This window comes from Denitraticella aggregata, from assembly GCF_048158365.1.
GTDB lineage: Bacteria > Pseudomonadota > Gammaproteobacteria > Burkholderiales > Rhodocyclaceae > Azoarcus_F.
Genome location: NZ_JBLLNL010000006.1, coordinates 94,690 through 117,405, shown reverse-complemented (window position 1 = coordinate 117,405; position 22,716 = coordinate 94,690). Strand labels below are relative to the sequence as shown.

Annotated in this window: 21 protein-coding genes; 5 read left to right on the top strand and 16 right to left on the bottom strand. The window is 63.5% G+C overall.

Features of this window, described 5'->3' with window-relative positions:
* Nucleotides 1-37: 37 nt before the first annotated feature.
* The 4 genes from ACKVEX_RS09355 to ACKVEX_RS09340 form a co-directional block, all read right to left on the bottom strand.
* Nucleotides 38-1,834, bottom strand: coding sequence for an acyl-CoA dehydrogenase (locus tag ACKVEX_RS09355; RefSeq protein WP_473215449.1), 1,797 nt, complete (start codon nucleotides 1,832-1,834; stop codon nucleotides 38-40).
* 51 nt (nucleotides 1,835-1,885) lie between these two features.
* Nucleotides 1,886-2,551 carry an energy-coupling factor ABC transporter permease gene (locus ACKVEX_RS09350; protein ID WP_473215448.1) on the bottom strand — a complete coding sequence of 222 codons (666 nt, stop codon included), beginning with the start codon at nucleotides 2,549-2,551 and terminating at the stop codon, nucleotides 1,886-1,888.
* A 31-nt stretch (nucleotides 2,552-2,582) separates the two neighbouring features.
* On the bottom strand, nucleotides 2,583-3,515 hold the full coding sequence (locus tag ACKVEX_RS09345) for an electron transfer flavoprotein subunit alpha/FixB family protein (protein ID WP_473215447.1): 933 nt from the start codon (nucleotides 3,513-3,515) through the stop codon (nucleotides 2,583-2,585).
* A 90-nt stretch (nucleotides 3,516-3,605) separates the two neighbouring features.
* Nucleotides 3,606-4,355: an electron transfer flavoprotein subunit beta/FixA family protein gene (locus ACKVEX_RS09340; RefSeq protein ID WP_473215446.1), complete on the bottom strand. Its 750-nt coding sequence runs from the start codon at nucleotides 4,353-4,355 to the stop codon at nucleotides 3,606-3,608.
* 167 nt (nucleotides 4,356-4,522) lie between these two features.
* On the opposite strand from ACKVEX_RS09340, the gene ACKVEX_RS09335 reads away from it, so the two are divergent.
* A complete protein-coding gene (locus ACKVEX_RS09335) occupies nucleotides 4,523-5,161 on the top strand; it encodes a TetR/AcrR family transcriptional regulator (protein ID WP_473215445.1) in 639 nt (212 codons plus the stop codon).
* Here the strand turns inward: ACKVEX_RS09335 and ACKVEX_RS09330 are convergent.
* From ACKVEX_RS09330 to ppx, 8 genes are all read right to left on the bottom strand, one after another.
* Nucleotides 5,141-5,902 (bottom strand): TatD family hydrolase, encoded by a 762-nt coding sequence (locus ACKVEX_RS09330; RefSeq protein WP_473215444.1) that lies wholly within the window; start codon nucleotides 5,900-5,902, stop codon nucleotides 5,141-5,143. The genes ACKVEX_RS09335 and ACKVEX_RS09330 overlap by 21 nt on opposite strands.
* Before the next feature lie 84 nt (nucleotides 5,903-5,986).
* Complete coding sequence (locus tag ACKVEX_RS09325; protein WP_473215443.1) at nucleotides 5,987-6,787, bottom strand: enoyl-CoA hydratase; 801 nt, start codon at nucleotides 6,785-6,787, stop codon at nucleotides 5,987-5,989.
* A gap of 126 nt (nucleotides 6,788-6,913) precedes the next feature.
* Nucleotides 6,914-8,566, bottom strand: a complete 1,653-nt coding sequence (locus ACKVEX_RS09320; protein ID WP_473215442.1) for an acyl-CoA synthetase — start codon at nucleotides 8,564-8,566, stop codon at nucleotides 6,914-6,916.
* Nucleotides 8,567-8,618: 52 nt separating this feature from the next.
* Nucleotides 8,619-9,239 (bottom strand): ABC-type transport auxiliary lipoprotein family protein, encoded by a 621-nt coding sequence (locus tag ACKVEX_RS09315; protein WP_473215441.1) that lies wholly within the window; start codon nucleotides 9,237-9,239, stop codon nucleotides 8,619-8,621.
* A gap of 17 nt (nucleotides 9,240-9,256) precedes the next feature.
* Complete coding sequence (locus ACKVEX_RS09310) at nucleotides 9,257-10,210, bottom strand: MlaD family protein (RefSeq protein WP_473215440.1); 954 nt, start codon at nucleotides 10,208-10,210, stop codon at nucleotides 9,257-9,259.
* On the bottom strand, nucleotides 10,210-10,992 hold the full coding sequence (locus ACKVEX_RS09305) for an ABC transporter ATP-binding protein (protein WP_473215439.1): 783 nt from the start codon (nucleotides 10,990-10,992) through the stop codon (nucleotides 10,210-10,212). The genes ACKVEX_RS09310 and ACKVEX_RS09305 overlap by 1 nt, the downstream gene beginning before the upstream one ends.
* Entirely contained in the window at nucleotides 10,989-12,110 is a 1,122-nt protein-coding gene (locus ACKVEX_RS09300) for an MlaE family ABC transporter permease (protein WP_473215438.1), read from the bottom strand. The genes ACKVEX_RS09305 and ACKVEX_RS09300 overlap by 4 nt, the downstream gene beginning before the upstream one ends.
* A gap of 18 nt (nucleotides 12,111-12,128) precedes the next feature.
* Nucleotides 12,129-13,625 (bottom strand): exopolyphosphatase, encoded by a 1,497-nt coding sequence (gene ppx / locus ACKVEX_RS09295; protein ID WP_473215437.1) that lies wholly within the window; start codon nucleotides 13,623-13,625, stop codon nucleotides 12,129-12,131.
* Nucleotides 13,626-13,936: 311 nt separating this feature from the next.
* On the opposite strand from ppx, the gene ppk1 reads away from it, so the two are divergent.
* Nucleotides 13,937-16,018 carry a polyphosphate kinase 1 gene (gene ppk1 / locus ACKVEX_RS09290; RefSeq protein WP_473215436.1) on the top strand — a complete coding sequence of 694 codons (2,082 nt, stop codon included), beginning with the start codon at nucleotides 13,937-13,939 and terminating at the stop codon, nucleotides 16,016-16,018.
* 13 nt (nucleotides 16,019-16,031) lie between these two features.
* On the opposite strand, the gene ACKVEX_RS09285 is transcribed toward ppk1, so the two are convergent.
* Complete coding sequence (locus ACKVEX_RS09285) at nucleotides 16,032-18,233, bottom strand: RelA/SpoT family protein (protein ID WP_473215435.1); 2,202 nt, start codon at nucleotides 18,231-18,233, stop codon at nucleotides 16,032-16,034.
* Nucleotides 18,234-18,341: 108 nt separating this feature from the next.
* On the opposite strand from ACKVEX_RS09285, the gene ACKVEX_RS09280 reads away from it, so the two are divergent.
* The 3 genes from ACKVEX_RS09280 (at nucleotide 18,342) to ACKVEX_RS09270 (ending at nucleotide 20,730) form a co-directional block, all read left to right on the top strand.
* Nucleotides 18,342-19,241, top strand: coding sequence for a DMT family transporter (locus tag ACKVEX_RS09280; RefSeq protein WP_473215434.1), 900 nt, complete (start codon nucleotides 18,342-18,344; stop codon nucleotides 19,239-19,241).
* Nucleotides 19,234-19,998, top strand: coding sequence for a M90 family metallopeptidase (locus tag ACKVEX_RS09275; protein ID WP_473215433.1), 765 nt, complete (start codon nucleotides 19,234-19,236; stop codon nucleotides 19,996-19,998). The genes ACKVEX_RS09280 and ACKVEX_RS09275 overlap by 8 nt, the downstream gene beginning before the upstream one ends.
* 291 nt (nucleotides 19,999-20,289) lie before the next feature.
* Nucleotides 20,290-20,730, top strand: coding sequence for a host attachment protein (locus ACKVEX_RS09270; RefSeq protein ID WP_473215432.1), 441 nt, complete (start codon nucleotides 20,290-20,292; stop codon nucleotides 20,728-20,730).
* 115 nt (nucleotides 20,731-20,845) lie between these two features.
* On the opposite strand, the gene thpR is transcribed toward ACKVEX_RS09270, so the two are convergent.
* From thpR to ispD, 3 genes are read right to left on the bottom strand one after another with little or no spacing between them, the layout of a single operon-like run.
* Entirely contained in the window at nucleotides 20,846-21,409 is a 564-nt protein-coding gene (gene thpR / locus ACKVEX_RS09265) for an RNA 2',3'-cyclic phosphodiesterase (protein ID WP_473215431.1), read from the bottom strand.
* Nucleotides 21,399-21,905, bottom strand: coding sequence for a 2-C-methyl-D-erythritol 2,4-cyclodiphosphate synthase (gene ispF / locus ACKVEX_RS09260; protein WP_473215430.1), 507 nt, complete (start codon nucleotides 21,903-21,905; stop codon nucleotides 21,399-21,401). The genes thpR and ispF overlap by 11 nt, the downstream gene beginning before the upstream one ends.
* Nucleotides 21,906-21,911: 6 nt before the next feature.
* On the bottom strand, nucleotides 21,912-22,613 hold the full coding sequence (gene ispD / locus ACKVEX_RS09255; protein ID WP_473215429.1) for a 2-C-methyl-D-erythritol 4-phosphate cytidylyltransferase: 702 nt from the start codon (nucleotides 22,611-22,613) through the stop codon (nucleotides 21,912-21,914).
* Nucleotides 22,614-22,716: the final 103 nt, after the last annotated feature.

The window sequence follows — 22,716 nt, the reverse complement described above, 5'->3', positions numbered from 1 at the left end:
CCGAGGGGCCTGGTCTCGTGCACTCGGCTGTCCTGGGTCAGAAGGCCTCTTGGTCCAGTTCGAGCGCGCCGGCCGCACCATTAACCACCGTATAGGCGAGTCCCGGTGCCTGCGACATCACATGATCGGCAAAGAAGCGAGCGGTCACGATCTTGGAGTGGTAGAAGTCAGCGTCTGACGTACCTTCGACCATCCGCCGCTGGGCCGCCAGTGCCGCGCGTGCCATCTGCCATCCACCAGCGACGATGCCGAGCAGCTTCAGGAATGGAACCGACCCCACCGACGCTGCCTTGATGTCGCTCGGATAGGTTTCGAGTATGTATGCGACCGCGGATTCGACCGCCGCCACACCGGCTTCGAGCGATCTCGCGATCGCCTCGAGCGCGCCGTCCTGTGGAGCCCGCAGCGCAGTGACGACGTCCTGCATCTCCGCCAGAACGGTCCTGATCGTACGGCCATCGTCACGCACGATCTTGCGGCCGAGCAGATCGTTGGCCTGGATCGCCGTCGTGCCCTCGTAGATCGTGGTGATGCGCGCATCCCGCAGGTGCTGTGCCGCCCCGGTCTCCTCGATGTAGCCCATGCCGCCATGAACCTGAATACCGGTCGAGGCCACCTCGATCGAGTTCTCTGTGCACCAGCCCTTGACCACCGGAATCATCAGATCGACGAAGGCCTGCCTGTGCGCCCGGACGTCCTCGTCCGGATGAAGATGTGCCAGGTCGGTCGCCGCGCCCACGACATAGGCAAGTGCTCGCATCGCTTCGGTTTGCGACTTCATCGACATCAGCATGCGTCGCACGTCGGGATGATGGATGATCGACACCTTGGCCCCGCCGCGAACACCCGCCTCGGTGCCCTGCACGCGGTCCTTGGCGTACAGCAGTGCGTGCTGATAGGCCCGCTCGGACAGGGCCAGGCCTTCCATGCCGACCGCAAAACGGGCCTCGTTCATCATGATGAACATGTACTCGAGTCCGCGGTTCGGCTCGCCGACCAGCGTGCCGATCGCACCCACGTTGTCCCCGAAGGCCAGCACGCAGGTTGGGCTCGCGTGGATGCCCAGCTTGTGCTCGATCGATACGCAATGCACGTCGTTGCGCTCGCCCAGGGTGCCGTCGGCCTCGACGATGAGTTTGGGCACGACGAACAGCGAGATCCCCTTCACCCCCTCCGGTGCATCGGGCAACCGGGCCAGTACCAGATGGATGATGTTGTCGGTGAGGTCATGCTCGCCATAGGTGATGAAGATCTTCTGGCCGAACAGACGGTAGGTGCCATCCCCCTGCGGCTCTGCACGGGTGCGGACGGCGGCGAGATCGGAACCGGCCTGAGGTTCGGTCAGGTTCATCGTTCCGGTCCACTCGCCGCTGATCATCTTGGGCAGATACATGGCCTTCTGCTCGTCGCTTCCGCGCAGCAGCAGCGATTCGATGGCACCGGTGGTCAGCATCGGGCACAACGAGAACGCCATGTTGGCCGACTTCCACATCTCCATCACCGCTGTGGACAGCAACTTGGGCAGGCCCTGACCCCCGAATTCGGGCTTCCCGGCAAGCGACGGCCATCCGGCCTCGCAGAACTGTCGATACGCTTCCTTCCACCCGGTCGCGGTGGCAACCGCACCATGGTCCCATTTCGCCCCCTCCTGGTCGCCCGACCAGTTCAGGGGCGTGAGCACGCCGCTGGCAAACTTGTCGGCTTCCTCGAGAATGGCATCGACCAGGTCTGTGGAGACTTCCTCGCATCCCGGAAGTCCCTGCACATCTTCCAGCCCGGCCAGTTCGCGCATCACGAACTGCATGTCACGGATCGGTGCTGAATAACTAGACATATCTGACTCGCTCCAATTTGTTTATCGAATCTACGAAAGGCACGGACGGGCTCATTTGCCGAGGAGATACCTGCGATCATCGAAGGCGGCAACCCATTCCGGCTTGAATACCACCATCATGGTCGTCACCGCACCGCCGATCCAGGCCTCCGAGAATCCCAGCAGGATGAAGTACGGCAAGTAGTCGCTGACGAGAAAGGCCATCGGGTAGGCTCCGGCCATCACCAGCGCCACCGACACGATCAGTCCGCCCAACATGATCACGACCGCCGAACCCAGAAAGGCCATGATGAAGACGAAAATGAAGAAATGCGCCGGCAACCAACGCTCCACCAGCCGCCGGAAGCCATGGGCAAGCGTGACCGGCACCAGCACCATGAAGACGAAGTTGATCGGCCATGCCCACCACTCGATCGCACCGTTCAGCGTGATGCCCGCCAACGCAAGCGCCAGGGCGACGATCGCCAGTTGCGGTCCGAGCGCGAGTGTCGCGGCCATCGCGCCGAGTAGATGCAGATTCAGGCCGGGCATCACGCCCGCCTTCATGCTCCACATCAGGGCCAGCCCGACCGCAAAACCAAACAGAAGGTTGAGCTGCGTCGTCTGGCGCAGACGCCCCCATGGAGCCGATCGCACCTGTCTATACAACGCGACCAGCGCGACCAGCAACGAAACCCATAACCAGCTCGACGGAAACAGCGTCGCGGGCAGATTCATGGCTTTCGCCCCAGCCCAGTGAACCGGCTTCCTAGCCGACCGACGACGTCAGCTCGGGCACGGCCTCGAACAGGTCCGCGACCAGGCCGTAATCAGCGACCTGGAAGATCGGCGCTTCCGGATCCTTGTTGATCGCGACGATCACCTTGGAGTCCTTCATTCCAGCCAGATGCTGGATCGCCCCGGAAATCCCGATCGCGACATAGAGTTGCGGCGCGACGATCTTACCGGTCTGACCGACCTGGTAGTCGTTCGGCACATAGCCGGCGTCGACTGCGGCACGCGAAGCGCCCAGCGCGGCACCCAGCTTGTCGGCCAGAGGCTCGAGGAGCTGGTGGTAGTTATCGCCGCTACCCAGACCGCGACCGCCCGACACGATGATCTTCGCTCCGGCCAGCTCGGGACGTTCCGACTTGGTCAGCTCGCGCCCGACGAGCTGGCTCAGGCCCAGGTCCGGTCCGGCCTCGAGCGCCTCGACTGCGGCCGAGCCGCCCTCGCCCGCCGCCTCGAAGCCGGTGGTTCTTACCGTGATGACCTTGACCGGATCTCCGCTCTTCACGGTCGCCAACGCATTGCCGGCATAGATCGGACGCACGAAGGTATCCCCGGACTCGACGCCTACGATGTCGCTGATCTGCGCGACATCGAGCAACGCGGCCACGCGCGGCATCATGTTCTTGCCGTAGGATGTCGCCGGCGCCAGGATATGGCTGTAACCACCGGCATTTGCCGCGACCAGCGCAGCCACGTTCTCGGCGAGCTGTTGCTCGTAGTGCGCCGCATCCGCCACCTTGACCGTGGTCACGCCGGCGATCGCCGCGGCGGCCTGACCGACCGAGGCACAGCCGCTGCCGGCGACCAGCACATGGATGTCGCCGCCGAGCGCGGCCGCCGCAGTAACCGTGTTCAGGGTCGATGCCTTGATCGACTGATTGTCGTGTTCAGCAATAACAAGAATGGTCATGACGCCCTCCGCCAGGCCGTCTCAAGGAGGGTGTCCGCCCCCGTGGGGGGCAATGCAGCGGTGTAAGCCGCAAATGTGAGGGTAGTCATCTCAGATCACCTTTGCTTCGTTCTTGAGTTTCTGGACCAGTTGCGCCACATCGGGCACGCGTTCGCCCGCACTGCGCTTGGGCGGTTCGCCGACGCGGACGGTCTCCAGCCGGGGCGCGACGTCCACACCCAGGTCATCCGGCTTGAGCGTCTCGAGCGGCTTCTTCTTCGCCTTCATGATGTTGGGCAGCGTCGCATAGCGCGGCTCGTTCAGGCGCAGATCGGTGGTCACCACGGCCGGCAGGCTCATCTGGAGCGTTTCCAGACCGCCATCGATCTCGCGAGTCACCGCTACCTTGCCGTCGGACACCGCGACCTTGGACGCGAACGTGGCCTGCGGCCAGCCCATCAGCGCGGCCAGCATCTGCCCGGTCTGATTTGCATCGTCATCGATCGCCTGCTTGCCGCACACGACGATCTGCGGCTGCTCCCTGTCGCACAAGGCCTTGAGCAGTTTCGCCACCGCCAGCGGCTGGAGTTCGACATCGGTCTCGACCAGGATGCCGCGGTCTGCACCGATCGCCATCGCCGCGCGCAGCGTCTCCTGGCACTGCGTCACGCCGCAGGACACCGCGACCACTTCGGTGGCCACACCGGCCTCCCTGAGCCGGACCGCTTCCTCGACCGCGATCTCGTCGAACGGGTTCATGCTCATCTTGACATTGGCGATATCCACGCCGCTGCCGTCGCTCTTGACGCGCACCTTGACGTTGTAATCGACTACGCGTTTGACAGGTACAAGTATCTTCAAAGCCGCGCTCCTTTGATTGGAATCGTGTTGGTTGTGATTGTCGGACGATTATCGCATCGCCCGATCTGGATTGACACCTTGACCGAGGGCGGAAAAAAGCGTTCCATACCTATCGGTATGGGAGCGTACGGTAGCGTATGGCCCGTCTTTCGTCAATACTCATCCGTATGGAAAACGTCTTGAACAAGCCCAGAGTGCCACTGGACCGCGACGCCTGGATACAGGGCGCGATGGATGTCATGGCCGAGGAAGGCGTCGCCGGACTTCGTGTCGAAGTCCTGGCCAAGCGCCTGAAGGTCACCAAGGGGAGTTTCTACTGGCACTTCCATGACCGGAGGGATCTCCTGATGGCGGTCCTGGCGGTGTGGAAGGATGGCCGGATCCGGGACATCATCAAGCAGACCCGAATCCAGCACCCGGGCGAGGAACTGGATCGCATCCACCATGTGATCGACGTCTACAGCGCCGGTCGCAACCGGCGCGGGATGCTGATCGAACTCGCGGTGCGCGACTGGGCCAGACGCGACCCCGACGCCGCAGCGATCGTGGCCGAGGTTGACGACATCCGCCTGCGTTGCGCCCGCGACCTGTTCCTTGCGTGCGGCGTACCGTTCGACGAAGCGTCCAGCCGATGCATGCTGCTCTACGCCTACGTGTTCGGCATCTCCTTGATGGTGTATGACCGCTTCGACGGGGATATTGCCCGGCTCAAGCGTGACATCTCCGACCTGATCGTCCAATCCTCGAGCAATAGGAACGAGGATCGAACTCAGGACAGGGGCGGTTTAAAGCTTGCCCAGCACTGACTCTGCGTTGCGTGAGGTCACCGCCTCCACCTCTCGCTCGCTGATGCCGCGAAGCGCGGCCAGTTCGATTGCGAACCGACGCAGGTTGGCGGGCTCGTTCCGTCTGTTGGCAGCCCATGCGGGCGGGATGTCGGGCGCGTCGGTTTCCAGCACGATCGCTTCCAGCGGCAGTTCCGCCGCGAGCTGCCGGATGCGCGTCGAACCGCTGAACGTCATGGATCCACCGAAACCCAGCTTGAAACCCATCGCGATGAACATGTCCGCCTGCTGACGACTGCCATTGAACGCGTGTGCAATGCCGCCGGGCACTTCCAGCCGGCGCAATTGCTTCAGGATCGCGTCGATCGCCCGACGCACATGCAGGATGACCGGCAGGCCGAAGCGCCGGGCGAGTTTGAGCTGCTCGACGTAGTAAAAACCCTGCGTGTCCGGGTCGATATCGGTGACGAAGAAATCGAGTCCGATTTCCCCCAACGCGATGGCGCGCCCGTCGGTCAGGCGTTCGGCAAGCAGATCCAGATCACCGGCTTCCGCTTCGCCGACATAGAGCGGATGAATCCCCAGTGCATATCTGACGGAACCGTACCGGACCGCGAGCGACTCGATTCGATCGAAGCTCGCACGGTCCACGCCCGGGACTATGAACCGCCCGACGCCCGCCTTCAGGGCCGCCGTGACCAGCGCGTCACGGTCGGCATCGAACTCGACTGCATCGAGATGAATGTGTGTATCGACCAGCATCAGCGCGACCCCGATCGGGACATCCGTTACGTGTGCGTCAGAACGTTCGGCGGGACGGGGACCACCAGCACCGCGATAACCGCGTCAGCGTCCCGTCCATTCCGGCTTGCGCTTGGCCACGAAGGCGTCGATGCCCTCGGCCGCGTCGTCGATCATCATGTTGCAGGCCATCGTCTCGGCCGCGACCTGATAGGCGGCATCCATGCCCATCTCCAGTTGGCGATAGAACATCTGCTTGCCCATCTTGATCGCCAGCGGCGACTTGGCACAGATCTGTGCAGCGAGCCGGCCGACCTCTTCGTCGAGCCGTTCGAGCGGCACGACCCGATTCACCAGTCCACGGCGCTGCGCTTCGGTAGCGTCGATGAAGTCACCAGTGACCAGCATCTCGAAGGCCTCCTTGCGACCCATGTTGCGGGACAGGCCGACGCTGGGGGTGGCGCAGAACAGTCCGACATTGATCCCCGATACCGCGAAGCGGGCCACGTCGGCCGCCACAGCAAGATCGCACATCGACACCAGCTGGCATCCGGCAGCGGTGGCGATGCCATGCACCCGCGCGATCACGGGCTGCGGCATTTCGGTCAGCTTCGTCATGAACCTTCCACACAGGCGGAACAGGTCCTGCTGGAACTGCAGGTTGCGGTTGTTGCGCATTTCCTTCAGGTCATGGCCTGCACAGAAGGCCTTGCCCTCGCCGGCGAGCACCACCACGCGGACGCCACGGTCTGCGGCGATCACGTCGATCTCCGCGATAAGGGCTTCCAGCATGGCCCGTGAGAGGGAGTTAAACTGCGCCGGTCGGTTCAAGGTGAGCCGGGCTACCCCACCGTCGTCGCTTCGAAGCAGGATCGGTTCATCTGCCTGGTTCAAGACTGCACTCATGTCGTTCTCCATCTGTCTGTCGTGCGGACCCTGTTCACACATGGCCTCACTGCACCTTGCGGTCGCTGCGTCCGTCCGGTGAGCCTGCGCGTCGATCAGCCGGCCCTCCACGTCGGTGCCCGGGATTCAATCTATTGCCGCGGCCGAACGTGCCTGTTCGCGCAGCACGAACTTCTGGATCTTGCCGGTGGAGGTCTTCGGAAGAGTGGTGAACACCACCTTTTTCGGCACCTTGAAGCCGGCCAGATGCTGACGGCAGTGTGCGATCAGTTCGTCCATGGTCACGCTCGCGTCGTCGCGCAACTCGACGAAGGCGCACGGCACCTCACCCCATTTCTCGTTCGGCGTCGCGACCACTGCAGCGGCCATCACGGCCGGGTGCTTGTAGAGCGCATCCTCCACCTCGATCGACGAGATATTCTCTCCGCCGGAAATGATGATGTCCTTGGAACGATCCTTGATCTTGACGTAACCGTCAGACTGCATCACCGCAAGGTCGCCGGTGTGATACCAGCCGCCCCGGAACGCCTCCTCGGTCGCTTTCTCGTTCTTCAGATAGCCCTTCATGACCAGGTTGCCGCGGAACATGATCTCACCCATGGTCTGGCCATCGGCCGGCACGCACTCCATCGTGTCGCCGTCCATGACCGTGAGGCCTTCCTGGGCGTGGTAGCGCACGCCCTGGCGACCATTTTTGGCCACCTGTTCGGACAGCGTCAGGGTGTTCCATTCGTCATGCTTGGCACATACGGCAGCCGGACCATAGGTCTCGGTCAGACCATAGACATGCGTGATGTCGAAGCCGATCCGGGCCATGCCCTCGATGACGGCCGCCGGCGGCGGTGCGGCCGCGACCAGGCCGGAGACCTTGTGGTCGATGCCCTCGCGCCATTGTTCGGGGGCGTTCGCGAGCATGGAGTGGACGATCGGCGCGCCGCAATAATGCGTCACGCGGTGCGCCCGGATCTGCTCGAATATCAGACGCGGCTCGACGCGGCGCAGGCATACATTCACCCCTGCATTGGCGGCCATGGTCCATGGGAAGCACCAGCCATTGCAGTGGAACATCGGCAGCGTCCACAGGTAGACCGCTTGCGGTGGCATGCCCCAGGACACGATGTTGGACATCGCATTGAGATAGGCGCCGCGATGATGATAGACCACGCCCTTGGGATTGCCGGTCGTACCGGACGTGTAGTTCAACGAGATCGCGTCCCATTCGTCTTCTGGCTGGATGAAGTCGAAATCCTGCTGTCCGGTCGCAAGCAGGGCTTCGTACTCCATGCTGCCGATGCGCTCGCCCGGACCCGTGTACTCGGGATCGTCCACGTCTATGACGATCAGGTCGGAACGTCCGGTCAGCTCCAAGGCCTGTGCAACGGTGCGGGAATACTCACGGTCCGTGAGCAACACCTTCGCCTCGCCGTGATTCAGGATGAAGGCGATCGTCTCCGCATCGAGACGGGTATTGATCGTATTGAGCACGGCCCCGCTGCCAGGCACCCCGAAATGACATTCGAACATCTCGGGCGTGTTGTTCAGCACCACCGCGACCGTATCGTTCTTCCCGACACCGAGTCGTACCAGCGCCGAAGCCAGCCGCCGGCTGCGGTCGTAACACGCCCCCCAGGCGAATCTGCGCTCGCCGTGAATCACCGCGACCCGGTCCGGGTAGATGCTCGCCGAGCGCTCGATGAAGGTCAGGGGTGTCAGCGGCACATAGTTAGCCGCGTTCTTGGCGAGCCCCTGGTCGTAGGGTGATGCTGGCGTCGTCGTCATTCTCGCTCCTCGGAATCGATTGCGTGCATGGCCAGGCTGAAGGCCCCTGGCCTCAGCCCCCGCAGCGCTGGGTGAGATTCAAGCCCTGCCCAGTCGCACCGTCAAGCGTGCCCAGCCAGGTTGCGATCTCGGCCACCAGCTGGCGGCTGCCGTCGCGGTGTGCAAAGACGCCCCCGCGTGCGTCCGGGGTCGGCGCCGGCACCGTCACGACGATACGCCGGCTCGCCAGCACGGTCTCCTCGCGCGGGGCAATCAACGCGACGCGCGCATGCACTTCTGCCTGGCTCTGCCCGGAAGATGCGAAGGCCTGCACGAACTCGTCCAGATCGACCCGGAGACGACAGGCGCCACTGCCGGATCGCCCCGCGCCGAGCCGGGCAGTGAGCAACCGTTGCAACATCTCGGATGGATGGCCGGCCCAGCGACTCTCCGCAAAGACCTCGCGACTGGCGGGTGCGACATAATCGAGTCGGTAGTGCATTGCACTGTTGGCCAGCCAGGTCGGCGCACGCACCTCGACGATGCCGGGAACGAGCGGAGACTCCAGCGGTGGTTCGGATGCCACTGGCCCGAAATCGTAGACCATGAATGCCGTGGGTGCGGTCACCAGGCTGGTGCATGCCGCGAGCAGCAAAGTACTCAGCGCCGCCACAGCGGTTCGAAACTTCATCATGCCGAATCTCGACTCCATCATCTCTGAACCTGAAAACCGGCCTCACCAGGGCCCGGCCTGCGTTCGCTGCGCCCGGTGATCAACATCTGCGGCGTTGCATCGATCTCGTCGATCAGGCGTCCGAGCCGCGCGGAAGTATCGGTCAATTCGATCAGCAGGCTGTTGAGCTGCGGCAGGGTCACGTCCATGACCGTGTCGCCGGTCGCCTGAGCGAGATCGTCGACGTTCCCGAGCACCGCATCGAGGCGAACCAGCAATGCCCGGATTTCGCTCGCCATCGGTCTGGTCTCGCGGCTGACGTCCTCCAGGTTCGCAAGGATGGCGGTCAATCTGTCCAGATTCTGCTTGCTCATCAGCTGGCTCATCGTGTCCCGCAGCGCGGCCAGCAGTTCGGGCGCCTCCTGGAAGGTCCGGTCAACGCCCTGCGCAGCCGACTCCAGCGTCGCGAGCATGCCCCTGAAACGCCCGAGGTTCTCGTCATCGAAGAATGTCCCGACCCGATCAGACAGTTCCCTGAAGCGCTGCATCGCGTCCATCGCGGTGTCGCTCAACTGGTCGATCAGGCCGGCCTCCAGCGCGATCCGCGGCGGACGGCCGTCCACCGCGCTCAGCGGTGTCGGATCCAGACCACGGTCGTCCAGTTGAATGAACGCCAGTCCAGTCACGCCCTGATAGCCGAGGCTCGCCCGCGTACCGCGCGTCACCGGCAGATCCGCGTTGATGCCGATCGACACGACGATGGTGCGCGGGTCGTCCGGATCGATGCGGATGCTGTTGACCTTGCCTGCCGAAATCCCGCGGAAGCGCACCACCGCCTGAGGATTGAGTCCGCCGACGCTTCCGGTCGAGACGAGGTGATAGGTTCGCAACTCCTCGCGCGTGTCCGAAAACCACCATAAAGCGAACACGACCGCTGCGCCCAGAAGCAGCGCGAACAGACCGGCAGCGAGCGCATGGGCGCGGTTTTCCATCAGCTGACATCTCCCGAATGGGCGGCGAGCGCGCGTTGGCCCTGTTTGCCGCCGAAAAAGCGTTGAATGAACGGATGATCGACCGTCATCGTCTGTTCGAGTGTCGCATAGCTGACGATCGTACGATCGGCCAGGACCGCAATTTTCGTCGACAGCGCCGCAAGCGTATCCACATCGTGCGTGACCAGCACCACGGTCAGTGACAGTCTGGCCTGCAGTGCGCGAATAAGTTCGACGAATGCAGCACTACGGTCAGGATCGAGCCCGGCCGTCGGTTCGTCGAGCAACAGCAGTTCCGGTTCCAGCGCGAGGGCGCGCGCCAGTGCGACCCGCTTGATCATGCCGCCCGACAGCTCGGCCGGCATCAATATCGCATGCTCGGGTTCGAGTTCGACCATCGCCATCTTCTGTGCGACGATATCAATCACTTCGTCCTTGCGAGCGACACCCAGCTCGCGCAACGGAAAACCAATGTTCTCGGCCACGTTCAGCGCGGAGAACAGCGCCCCCTGCTGGAACAGCACGCCGAAGCGCCGCCGCCTAGCGCGCTGCTCCCGGATGGAGCCCGAAAACAACGGTTCGCCAAAAAGTATGACCGAACCTGCCTGCGGCCGGGTCAGGCCGATGATGTGGCGCAGCAGGGTCGTCTTGCCGCTGCCCGATCCGCCCATCAAGGACACCATCTCACCGGTATTCACCGTCAGGCTCAAGCCGTCATGGACGGTCGTGCGTCCGAAGCGCGTCACGATGCCGTCAAGCTCGATGATCGGCACGCCGCTCATATCGGCAGTCCGATCGATCGGGTCGCTATCGCGAACACCGCGTCGGCCAGGATGACCACCGTGATCGACACGACCACCGCCGCGGTGGTGTTGGCCGACAGGCTCTCGGTATTCGGACGTACGCGCAGGCCGAAATGGCACGCGATCAATGCGATCAGCAGGCCGAATACCAGACCCTTGGTCAATCCGATGTAGAGGTTCGCGGTGGGCACCGCCCGCGGCAGCGCGTCGATGAAGAACAGCATCGACAGATCCATCTGTACCCACGCGGCCAGCATGCCGCCGAACAGGGCCATGCCCGAGGTCCACAGCACGAGCAGCGGCATCGCGATCGACAGCGCGATCACCTTGGGCAGGACCAGTCTCAGCGTGCGCGAAATGCCCATCGCCGACAGTGCGTCGATCTCTTCGGTGACACGCATGACGCCGAGCTGGGCAGTCATTGCAGAACCCGAGCGTCCGGCCACCAGAATCGACACCAGCACCGGTCCGAGCTCCCTGATGATGCCGAGCCCGAGGATATCCACGATGAAGATGTCCGCCCCGAAGGCCTGCAACTGCAGTGCCGACAGATAGGACAACACCACGCCGATCAGGAAGCCCACCAGCGCAGCTACAGGCATCGCCTTCACACCCATCTTGAACAGGTTGGCCGAGATCTCCTTCAAGGGTGTGTCGGCCGGATGCTTGAACAAATAGAGCACGTCCAGCCAGAGCTGACCGACCAGCCGCACAAGGTCGAAAAAGTGGTTGAACAGTCCGATCATGCCGGCGCCGATCGCGGCGACCATGTCCCCCGGGCGGTAGGGCGCCGGACTGGGCAGCGAAACGGCGGACGCACGCGCCACGTCCTCGATGACGCTGCGGTGCGCTTCAGCGAGACTCAGCCGATCCGGCCAGGCACGACCCCATGCATGCCACAGCATGATGGCTCCGAAGCTGTCGAGACGGTTGATGCCGTCGAGTCGCCAACGGGTCGTCGGTCCCGTCCGCGACAGGGCGGTACGCAGCTTCTCGAGATCCGGTTCGAGCGAGCGGATGGTCCAGTCCCCTGCCAGCACCACCGTTGCGGCATTGTCCCGGTCTGCTCCGATCGAAGGCGCCTGCTCAGACACCATGCGGTCCGACGCGCCGATTCACTTCGTCGCCCCCTCGCTGAGTTCGATGACCAGGTCGCGATCGACCGACTGCCACTGGCGCTGCTCCTCCGCAAGCGCAGCGGCGGTCAGCGGCAGCTTCTTGAGCCAGCCCTGACGCAGCAGAACCGCGAAACCGTTGTTCTTGTGGACGATCGATATCGGCGGCATACCCCGTCCGTCCCGAGCCCGGTGCAGGATGTAGGCGAGCCGCAGGCATGCGATCAGCATCCAGTCCGGGCTGTGCTCATCGATCGTCGAGACGCGGGCCAGCTTGCCGCGATGCGCGAGCACGATGCGCGCGAGTCGAGCCTGATCCATGCGCGAGAACCCCGGCATGTCCGCATTCGCCAGAATATAGGCACTATGCTTATGATAGCTGGAATGTGCGACCGAGACCCCGATCTCGTGCAGCATCGCAGCCCAGTTCAGGAACAGACGATCGGGATGGTCGCACACGGCCGCCTCCGGTTCGACGCACTCGAGCAGATGACAGGCGGTACGGGCGACGGCCGCGGCATGTGCGCGCTCGATCTGATAGCGGGCCATGAAGGAAGACACCGTCGCATCCCGCAAGTCATGGTGATGGTAGCGGCCCAGCAGGTCGTAGAGCACGCCAAGCCGCAACGCGCCCTCGGAAAAGACCATGCGCTCGAGTTCGAACTCCCTGAAGACAGCCGACATGATCGCAAAACCACCGAGCATCACCGGCAGCCGGTCACCCTTGAGACCGGCCAGTGCGAGCCGGTCCAGCCGACCCGCCTGCAACAGAATGATCCTGAGCCGTTCAAGTCCGTCACGGGTGATGCCGCCATCGGACAGACCGTTCTGCTCCAGCAGGTCGACGATCGCCTTGGCGGAGCCGCTCGAGCCCACCGCCTCCTCCCAGCCGAGCCTGCGATAGGCATGCGCAATGCCCTGCAGCTCGCGCCGTGCGGCAAGCTCGGCCCCCTTCAACGCCTGTTTGTCGATACGACCATCCGGGAAATATCTCAGGCTGTAGGTCACGCAGCCCATGTACAGCGATTCGAGCGCCATCGGCTCGAAGCTCTTGCCGATGATGAACTCGGTCGAGCCACCACCTATATCCACCACCAGTTGCTGGCGATGCGGGTCGGGCAGTGAATGCGCGACCCCGACATAGATCAGGCGCGCCTCCTCACGGCCGGCGATCACCTCGATCGGCACGCCGAGCGCAGCTTCCGCCTGAATCAGGAACTCCGGCGCATTCTTCGCGACCCGCAGCGTGTTTGTCGCCACCGCGCGCACAGAGTCGGGCGCGAAACCCCGGATACGTTCGTTGAAACGCCGCAGCGCGTCCAGGGCGCGCTGCTGTGACGCGACGTCTAGCAGTTTATCCCCCGACAATCCTGCCGCCAGGCGTACCGGCTCCTTGATGCCGTCCAATGGATAGATCTGATCGTTCACGATGCGTCCGACCTGAAGACGAAAGCTGTTGGAACCAAGATCGATCGCTGCGATCAGTTCATGCTTCATGAGGGAGCGTGGCGACGTACGCCGGGTCAAGGTGAGCCGCATTCTAGCATTCGACACGCCAACGATCTTCCCCGGGGCAGCACGCTGGGCGACGCAATCAGCAGCGGGCAGCGGATACCGATGACGTCCCACGATCAGCAGTGGCCTCCCGGCTAGGGATTCGTTAATCTGGTAATCGTAGGCTGCGACGACACCAGATCGTGCAGGACCGTCACCTGGTCGCGAAAGGCAAGGCCGGTATGCATGTTTTAATGAGATCGCAATACATTTGATACAGCATCCGCGGTTACCCCGGACGCCGAGAGAAGCCGATGAGAACAGAACGAAAACAACAGGACTATCCGACCGACCATTTCATCAACCGGGAACTCTCGCTGCTGGGTTTCCAGCGACGCGTGCTTGCACAGGCGGCCGACAAGAACGTGCCGCTGCTGGAGCGCCTGCGTTTCCTGTGCATCGTGTCGAGCAACCTGGACGAATTCTTCGAGATCCGGGTTTCCGGTATCAAGGAGCAGATCCGCCTGGGCAGTCTTATTGCGGGCTCCGACGGTCTGGCGCCGGTCGAGTTGCTGGAACGCGTCAGCAAGGAGGTGCACTCCATCATCGCCGAGCAGTATGAATTGCTCAACGATGACATCCTGCCGGCGCTTGAGGCAGAAGGCATCGCCTTCCTGCGCCGCGGCGCATGGACCGAGGCGCAGGCCGCCTGGATACACCAGTACTTCCAGCGCGAGGTGAGCCCGGTACTGACCCCCATCGGTCTGGATCCGGCCCACCCGTTTCCGCGGGTGCTGAACAAGAGCCTGAACTTCGCGATCGAGCTCGAAGGCCGAGACGCCTTCGGACGCGATTCCGGCGCCGCGATCGTGCAGGCGCCGCGGGCGCTGCCGCGCGTGATCCGGCTGCCGCGCGACATCTGTCAGCGCGAATACAGCTTCGTGTTCCTGTCGTCGGTGCTCCATGCCCATGTGGCAGAACTTTTTTCCGGCATGACCGTGCTCGGATGCTACCAGTTCCGGGTGACGCGCAATTCCGACCTGTTCGTGGACGAGGAGGAGGTCAAGGACCTGCGCACGTCGCTCAAGGGCGAACTGCAGCAAAGGCACTTCGGTGACGCGGTTCGTCTGGAGGTCGCCGACACCTGCTCCGAGAAGATGGAGGCCTTCTTGCTGCAGCACTTCATGCTCGCGAGGCGGGACCTCTACCGGACCCCGGGGATCGTGAATCTGGTACGACTCATGCAGGTCCCGGATTGGGTCGCGCGACCCGACCTGAGCTATCCGTCCTTCCTCCCCGGCGTCCCCAAGGGGCTGGAGAAAAAACGCGACGTCTTCGCCGCGATCCGCAAGCAGGACATCCTGCTGCACCACCCTTTCCAGAGCTTCAATCCGGTCATCCAGCTGTTGCGCGCAGCCGCGGACGATCCACAGGTGCTCGCGATCAAGATGACCGTTTATCGCACCGGCACCGACTCGGTGCTGATGGAGCACCTCGCCCGTGCCGCACAGAAGGGCAAGGAGGTCACGGTCGTGCTCGAACTGATGGCGCGCTTCGACGAGGAAGCGAACATCACGCTGGCCAACCGTCTGGAAGAAGTGGGCGTCCACGTCGTGTACGGTGTGTTCGGGTACAAGACCCATGCCAAGATGCTGATGTTCGTCAGGCGCGAGGAGGGCCAGTTGCGCCGCTACGTCCATCTCGGCACCGGCAACTATCATCCCCGCACCACGCGCTTCTATACCGACTTCGGCCTTCTGACCTGCAACGAGGAGATCGGCGAGGACGTCGCCGAGGTCTTCAAGCAACTCACCGGCCTCGGCACCGCGACGACGCTGCGCCACCTGTGGCAGGCGCCGTTCACGCTGCACCCGAACGTCGTCGCGGGCATCAAGGCCGAGGCGGCCTCGGCTGCGGCCGGGCGCAAGAGCCGCATCATTGCCAAGATGAACGCGCTGCTCGAACCGGAGGTCATCGAAGCGCTGTACGAGGCCTCACGGGCCGGCGTCAGCATCGATCTGATCATCCGCGGACCGTGCGCACTCAAGCCGGGCGTGGTCGGACTGTCGGAGAATATCCGGGTGCGATCCATCGTCGGCCGCTTCCTGGAGCACCACCGGATCTTCTATTTCTACGCCGATGGCGAGGAGAAGATGTATCTGTCGAGCGCCGACTGGATGGACCGCAACTTCTTCCGGCGTATCGAGATCGCTTTCCCGGTGCTCGACCCGCGCCTCAGGCGCCGGGTGATGCGCGAGGGTTTGCGCGCCTACATCGGCGACAATGCACAGTCCTGGGACATGCTCGAGGACGGACGCTATCGCCGACGCTCGTCACGCAGCACGCGTCGCTCGGCCCAGGCGCTGCTGTTGTCGGATCTGGCCGGGTCGAGTTGAGAGAAGCGACCCCTCAGCGCCGCCGAGCATCGACCACATCCGGGACCTCGCGGATCAAGGTGGTCGCGCGCCGGATCTGCGCCCCGCCATTGACCTCCATCGTGAACCGCATGTAGGCCTTGCCCTTCTTGGTCAGCGTATTGACCGCAACCACGTTGAGCTTCTCGCGCGACAGGACTTCCGAGATATCGCGCAACAGCCCCTGGCGATCGGCCGCCTCGACCTCGATGTCGACCGGAAACACCGAGCCTGAACCCTCGAAAGCACTCCCTCCCCACTCGGCCTCGATGACCCGTTCCGGCTCCTTTGCCACCAGGCGCTGAAAATCCGGGCAATCGGTGCGGTGTATCGACACGCCCCGGCCCCGCGTCACGAAGCCCTGGATCGCATCCGGCGGCGCCGGCTTGCAGCAGCGGCTCAGCGATGTCATCAATTTGCCGACGCCGACCACCAGCACCTTGTCGCTGCTGTCGCCCGATCGGCTCCGACCGACGACGAACTCGGGTTCCGCGACCGGCGTCTCCGGCCCGACCCCGTCCCGCAGTGCATTCTGCACCGCGCGCGGACCGACCTCGCCGCGGCCGGCCGCGACAAAGAGGGCGTCCGCGTTGCGAAACCCGAGCCGGGCCGCGAGGTCCTCGGTGTTGGCCTGCGACTGTCCCTCGCGCTGCATCTCGCGCGTGACGAAGCTGCGTCCCCGCACGAGCAGTTCGTTCTCCTCGAGTTGGCTGAAATACTGCTTGATCTTGTTGCGCGCACGGCTGGTCGCGACATAGCCCAGCTGCGGATTCAACCAGTCGCGCGACGGCCCTCCCTCCTTGGCTGCGGTAATGTCGACCGTCTGACCATTCTCCAGTCGGGTATTGAGCGGCACGAGATGACCATCCACCTTGGCACCGCGGCAGTGATGACCGAGATCGGTATGGACCCGGTAGGCGAAATCCACCGGCGTCGCGCCCTGTGGCAGGTCGATGACCCGGCCCTGCGGCGTCAGCAGATAGATCGTGTCGTCCAGTGACGCGCGTCGAAACTGTTCTATCCAGTCGGCAGAATCCGCAATCTCGTCACGCCATGACAGCAGGCTGCGCAACAACGCGATCTTTTCGTCATATTCAGCGCCGTGACCCGTACCTTCCTTGTAGCGCCAGTGTGCAGCCACACCGAGCTCGGCGTGACGATGCATGTCGCGGGTGCGAATCTGGACCTCGACCGAACGCCCGTCGCCGGCCAGGACGGCAGTGTGAAGCGACTGGTAGTTGTTGCCCTTGGGCTTGATGATGTAGTCGTCGTACTCTTCCGGAATCGCCTTCCAAAGCCGATTCACGATGTCCAGTACCGTGTAGCAGTCCTCCACCCTGTCCACCAGCACCCTCACTGCGCGGATGTCGTATAGCTGCGAGAAATCGAGCTTCTTGGCCCGCATCTTGTTGTAGATACTGTAGATGTGCTTTGGCCGACCCTGCACCTCGCCCTTCAGACCGGCGGCGGCCAGTTCGCGCTCCAGGGTCTCGATCGTATCCTGGATGAAGGCTTCGCGCTCGGACCGGCGTTCATCGAGCATCTTCGCGATCCGTCGATAGGTATCCGGTTCGAGAAAGCGAAACGACAAGTCCTCGAGCTCCCATTTCAGCTGCCACACACCCAGCCGATTCGCCAGCGGCGCGTAGATGTCCAGGCTCTCGCGCGCGACATCGACCCGCATGTCGATCGGGTTCTCGGTGAAATAGCGCAGGGTCTGCGTGCGCGATGCAAGGCGCAACAGCACCACGCGAATGTCCGCCACCATGGCCAGCAGCATCTTGCGCAGCACCTCGGTCTGGGCGCGAATCTCGGGTGCAGTGGCCCGTGCGGTCATGCGGGTCAGCAGCCGCAGTCCGTTGAGCTTCTTCAGCCCGTCGACCAGATCGGCGGACACCGCGCCGAAGCGCGCGGGGATCACTTCCTGCGTCTGATCCATGTACTCAACGGCCCCGAAAAGCAGCGCAGCGACCCGGCTGTCGGCATCGAGCTTCAGCGACGCACAGATCAGCGCCATCCCCAGCGCATGGGTCCACACCGACTCGCCGGTCCCGAGCACATGCCCCTCGTAGACTTCTTCGGCGAGCGTCAGGGCGTCGGCGATGCGCTTCTGCTCGTCGACACTCATCCCCTCCGCCAGCAGTTCGAGCGGCGGTGCGGCGTCATCGATGGATACGGCGTGTGTGACGGAGACCATGGGCCGATTATCCCATATCCGTGCGAACGGGATCCGGTCCGAAGAGACCGACTTTGCGCACCGTCACTGCGGTAACATCCATGCCTCGACCATCGACAGAATCCGACCGTGCGGCCGTTCCTGACCCACCCCAACCCCTACCTGCTGCTGACCCTGACGGTGCTGTTCTGGTCGGGAAACATGGTCATTGCGCGGGGCGTGCACGAGGCCGTTCCACCGATCGCACTCGCCTTCTGGCGCTGGCTGATCGCGCTCGGGCTGGTGTTGCCCTTTGCCCTGCGCCATGTCAAGTCCCAGTGGCCGGAACTTCGCCGCAGCTGGCGTACGCTGGCGCTGCTCGGTTTGCTCAGTGTCGGCGGCTACAACACCTTCGTCTATATCGCGCTTCAATCGACGACCGCGACCAATGCGACGATGCTCAATTCCTTCATTCCGGTCGCCACGATCGGGTTCGCGTTCCTGCTGCTCGGCAAGCGGCTGAGCCGGGTCGAGGCATTCGGCGCGCTGCTGTCACTGCTCGGCGTGATGACCATCGTGGCGCGGGGCGACATCACTACCCTGCTCGGGCTCAGCCTGAACACCGGTGACCTGTGGATGCTGCTTGCGGTGCTGACCTGGGGCCTGTACACGGTCGGTCTGCAATGGCGGCCGGCGGGTATTCATCCGATGCTGATGCTCGCCGCGCTGACCGTGGTCGGGCTTACCGCCCTGGCTCCGTTCTATGCCTGGGAGCTCGGGCAGGGGCGACAGATCGAGCCCGGGACCGCAACCCTGGTCGCGATCGCCTACATCGGTATCTTTCCCGGCTTTCTGGGTTACGTCTTCTACAATGCGGGCGTTGCAGCCGTCGGCCCGAACCGAAGCGCGCTGTTCATCCACCTGATGCCGGTATTCGGCACGATTCTGGCCGTGCTCTTTCTGGCGGAACGTCCATCGTGGTTTCACTTCGCCGGTATCTTCATGGTGTTCGCTGGAATTTTCCTGACCACGCGCAAACCGCATGCTTGATCGATTGCGCAACTGGCTTCGAAGGCGCAGGCTCGCACGTGTCCAGGTCCCGGCGCGCATGTGGGACGAAGTCGAGGCGCGTCTGCCCTTCCTGAATCATCTGGAACGCGACGACCGGGCCAGATTGCGGCTGCTGGCGCGCGAATTTCTGGCCGAAAAGGAGTTTCACGGCGCGCACGGCATGGCCGTGGGCGACGCGATGCGGCTGTCGATCGCGCTTCAGGCCTGCCTGCCGATTCTCAACATCGGCTTGCGTGCGTACCGGAGCTGGGTCGGCGTGATCGTCTATCCTGGCGATTTCATCGTCCCGCGCAGCCGGCTCGACGAAGACGGTGTCGTACATGAGTACGAAGACGAGGTGCTGGGCGAGGCCTGGGAACAGGGTCCGGTGCTGTTGTCATGGCAGGACGAAGGGACCCAGCCGGTCGGCATGAACGTGGTCATCCACGAGTTCGCGCACAAGCTCGACATGTCCAACGGCGAAGCCGACGGCTTTCCGCCGCTCCCTCCACACATGTCCAGACAGGATTGGGCCTCGGCCTTCAGCGACGCCTATGCGCGACTGTGCGAGCAGTTCGACCGGGGCGAACCCACCGCACTCGACCCATACGCGACCGAGCATCCCGCGGAGTTCTTCGCGGTGGCCTCGGAGTCCTTTTTCGAGACGCCGGCCGTGTTGCGCGCCGCATTCCCGCGCGTCTACGAGCAGCTTTGCCTGTTCTACGGCCTCGATCCCGTCCGACGGTCGTCGCTCTGACCCCACGCCCGACGACCGTCGGACGGGATCGAGGCCTTGGTGTCTCGGCACAGCGACCATTTGCCAGCCGGTGCTTCCCGGTCTAAGCTGGAAACACTGCCTGCGCAGGACGGAGGGTCGCCACACCTGTTCGAGAGAAGGATGGACTGCAGTTCCGGGAACAACTGTGGAATGCAGGCATGACCGGGCATTTGCCCGATCGGTCGTGGCATGCATGCCGACGCCACGTGCCCCTCGATGAACGGGTCACGACGGACCTCCGGATCATCAACGCTCGCTCGGAGGTATACGATGGCTATTACCTGGATTCTGGTTGCCAATGCCAGCCTTGCCCGGCTCTACGAAAATCTCGGCCCCAACAAGGGCCTCAAGCTGATCAAGGAACTGATCCACCCTGAAAGCCGATTTAAGAATTCCGAACTCGTAACCGATCGACCCGGCGCCATGGCGTCGGTCGGCAACGGTCACGGTGCCAAGCAGCCCCAGACCCAGCCAAAAGAGCATGAAGCCCGAGTATTTGCCCAGGAACTGGCCCAGGAACTCTATCATGGCCGAACCCGGAACGCATTCGGGAGAGCCGTCGTGGTGGCGCCGCCCGCCTTCATGGGACTGCTCAATACTGTCCTAGACCATCCGACCGCGCAACTGATCACCGACCGATTCGAAAAGGATTACACCAAGTCCACCGAGCCACAGCTCAAGGAGCGCCTCGGCGCCTGCCTGCTCCTGTAATGGGTGATCGGCCATTGTCAGCCAATTTGATTGCTCTGAATCGAAAGGGCAAGAACCGAAACCGGGTCGAAACCCTGTCTCGCTTTCCCCGCGAGACACCCGCCCTTCAGATCAGTCAACCTGGCCGAATCGGGCAAGGCCGAACGCCGGACCAGCGACCGAGCACTTCGTAATGCGCCCCATCGGCCATTCTGCGCGATGCGACCAGCACGAACGAGCGGACCGGCCAGGGCAGCGGTGCGATCGTCTGGCGCACCGCAGGCAGGACCGATCTGCGTAACAGCGTCAGATGCGGCACGAAACGACGATGCTCGTGCGCGAATCCCGCATCGTCCAGCCTGGCGCTCAACGAGCCCGCCAGCGACAGCAGCGCATCCGGTGTTTCACTGGCACCGATCCACGTGATGCGCTTTCTCGGCCAGCAGTCGATGACATTCAGCTGGAGTTCGAAGGGGTCGAACTCGATGCCGTCGGCAACCGCCTTCAGCGCCCCGATGCGCGCCAACGCAACGTCGCCGAGGAAGACCAGCGTCAGGTGCAGAGTGTCCGTTTGCATCAGGCGCACGTCCGGACCGATGCGAAACCGGCGTCCGCAGGCGTGAAGGCGGCGGGCCAGCGGGACATCCGGCCACAGCGCGAAAAAGACACGCAAGGACCCGGCCCGCGTGTCAGCCGTCATCCCGGGTGCTGGCGATCAGCACGACCACCTGTGCTGCGATGCCCTCGCCCCGTCCGGTGAAGCCGAGCTTCTCGGTGGTCTTGCCCTTGATGTTCACGCATTCACGGTCGATACCGAGATCCTGCGCGATGTTCGCCGCCATCATCGGTACATGCGGCAGGATGCGCGGCGCCCTGCAGATCACGGTCGCGTCGACATTGACCACTCCGAATCCCATTTGAGTCACCGCGGCGAAGGCATTGCGCAACAGGATCCGGCTGTCGGCGCCCGCGTGAGCCGGATCGGTGTCCGGAAACATCCGCCCGATGTCGCCGAGCCCGGCCGCGCCCAGCAATGCATCGGTGAGCGCATGCAGTAACACATCTGCATCCGAATGACCGAGCAGGCCCGAGGAAAACGGAATCCGTACGCCGCCGATGATCAATGCGCGCCCCGGAACCAGCGCATGCACGTCGAAGCCCTGCCCGACCCGAATCCCGATGCTCCATGCCTTCATCAATCCTCACGCCTCCCGATTACGCAGAATCCATTCGGCCAGATGCATGTCGAGCGGATAGGTCACCTTCAGATTGGTCGCATCCGACAGCACCAGACGTGGATGCAGCCCGGCCGCTTCGATCGCGCTCGCCTCGTCGGTGACGTCGCGCGCCGCTTCGAGGGCGCGCCGCAGCATCACGTAACGGAACATCTGTGGGGTCTGCGCCTGCCACAGCCGCTCCCGCGGCACGGTCTTGCTGACATGACCCCGTTCGTCCGCGAGCTTGAGCGTATCGGCCACCGGCACCGCGAGCAGGCCGCCCACCTCCTCGTGCGCGACCTCGCGAATCAGCTTCTCGACATGCCACGGTGCGATACAGGGCCTGGCCGCATCGTGCACCAGAATCCAGTCCGACTGTTCGACATCCGCCGCAATCGCACGCAAACCACCTAGCACGCTGTCGGCACGGGTGGCGCCGCCACAGAACAGCGGAAGCATCTTGTCGCCCAGGCCGCGCCAGTCATGTTTGCGCCACTCGAGGTCATCGACCGACAGCACGACGAACACCTTGTCGATGTCGGGCAAGGCACACAATACCGACAACGCGTGGTGGATCAGCGGACGTCCGAGCAGTGGAAGGTATTGCTTGGGTTTCTCGGAGCGCATCCGGCTACCCGAGCCGGCAGCGGGGACGATCGCGAAATGTCTGGGGTGAAAGGCCTGCATGCGCCGGATATTAACCTGAAGCGCACCCGTAGAGCCGGGTCCATGCATGGCCTTGCACGACCACGCGTCACGACCGGGCACAACCCCGTGGGAGGACGCGCGG

Excerpts from the sequence above, each read along its gene's own strand:
- ACKVEX_RS09355 (WP_473215449.1), bottom strand. The coding sequence starts at position 1,834 with ATGTCTAGTTATTCAGCACCGATCCGTGACATGCAGTTCGTGATGCGC.
- ACKVEX_RS09350 (WP_473215448.1), bottom strand. The coding sequence starts at position 2,551 with ATGAATCTGCCCGCGACGCTGTTTCCGTCGAGCTGGTTATGGGTTTCG.
- ACKVEX_RS09345 (WP_473215447.1), bottom strand. The coding sequence starts at position 3,515 with ATGACCATTCTTGTTATTGCTGAACACGACAATCAGTCGATCAAGGCA.
- ACKVEX_RS09335 (WP_473215445.1), top strand. The coding sequence starts at position 4,523 with ATGGAAAACGTCTTGAACAAGCCCAGAGTGCCACTGGACCGCGACGCC.
- ACKVEX_RS09330 (WP_473215444.1), bottom strand. The coding sequence starts at position 5,902 with ATGCTGGTCGATACACACATTCATCTCGATGCAGTCGAGTTCGATGCC.
- ACKVEX_RS09325 (WP_473215443.1), bottom strand. The coding sequence starts at position 6,787 with ATGAGTGCAGTCTTGAACCAGGCAGATGAACCGATCCTGCTTCGAAGC.
- ACKVEX_RS09320 (WP_473215442.1), bottom strand. The coding sequence starts at position 8,566 with ATGACGACGACGCCAGCATCACCCTACGACCAGGGGCTCGCCAAGAAC.
- ACKVEX_RS09315 (WP_473215441.1), bottom strand. The coding sequence starts at position 9,239 with ATGATGAAGTTTCGAACCGCTGTGGCGGCGCTGAGTACTTTGCTGCTC.
- ACKVEX_RS09310 (WP_473215440.1), bottom strand. The coding sequence starts at position 10,210 with ATGGAAAACCGCGCCCATGCGCTCGCTGCCGGTCTGTTCGCGCTGCTT.
- ACKVEX_RS09305 (WP_473215439.1), bottom strand. The coding sequence starts at position 10,992 with ATGAGCGGCGTGCCGATCATCGAGCTTGACGGCATCGTGACGCGCTTC.
- ACKVEX_RS09300 (WP_473215438.1), bottom strand. The coding sequence starts at position 12,110 with ATGGTGTCTGAGCAGGCGCCTTCGATCGGAGCAGACCGGGACAATGCC.
- ppx (WP_473215437.1), bottom strand. The coding sequence starts at position 13,625 with ATGAAGCATGAACTGATCGCAGCGATCGATCTTGGTTCCAACAGCTTT.
- ppk1 (WP_473215436.1), top strand. The coding sequence starts at position 13,937 with ATGAGAACAGAACGAAAACAACAGGACTATCCGACCGACCATTTCATC.
- ACKVEX_RS09285 (WP_473215435.1), bottom strand. The coding sequence starts at position 18,233 with ATGGTCTCCGTCACACACGCCGTATCCATCGATGACGCCGCACCGCCG.
- ACKVEX_RS09275 (WP_473215433.1), top strand. The coding sequence starts at position 19,234 with ATGCTTGATCGATTGCGCAACTGGCTTCGAAGGCGCAGGCTCGCACGT.
- ACKVEX_RS09270 (WP_473215432.1), top strand. The coding sequence starts at position 20,290 with ATGGCTATTACCTGGATTCTGGTTGCCAATGCCAGCCTTGCCCGGCTC.
- thpR (WP_473215431.1), bottom strand. The coding sequence starts at position 21,409 with ATGACGGCTGACACGCGGGCCGGGTCCTTGCGTGTCTTTTTCGCGCTG.
- ispF (WP_473215430.1), bottom strand. The coding sequence starts at position 21,905 with ATGAAGGCATGGAGCATCGGGATTCGGGTCGGGCAGGGCTTCGACGTG.
- ispD (WP_473215429.1), bottom strand. The coding sequence starts at position 22,613 with ATGCAGGCCTTTCACCCCAGACATTTCGCGATCGTCCCCGCTGCCGGC.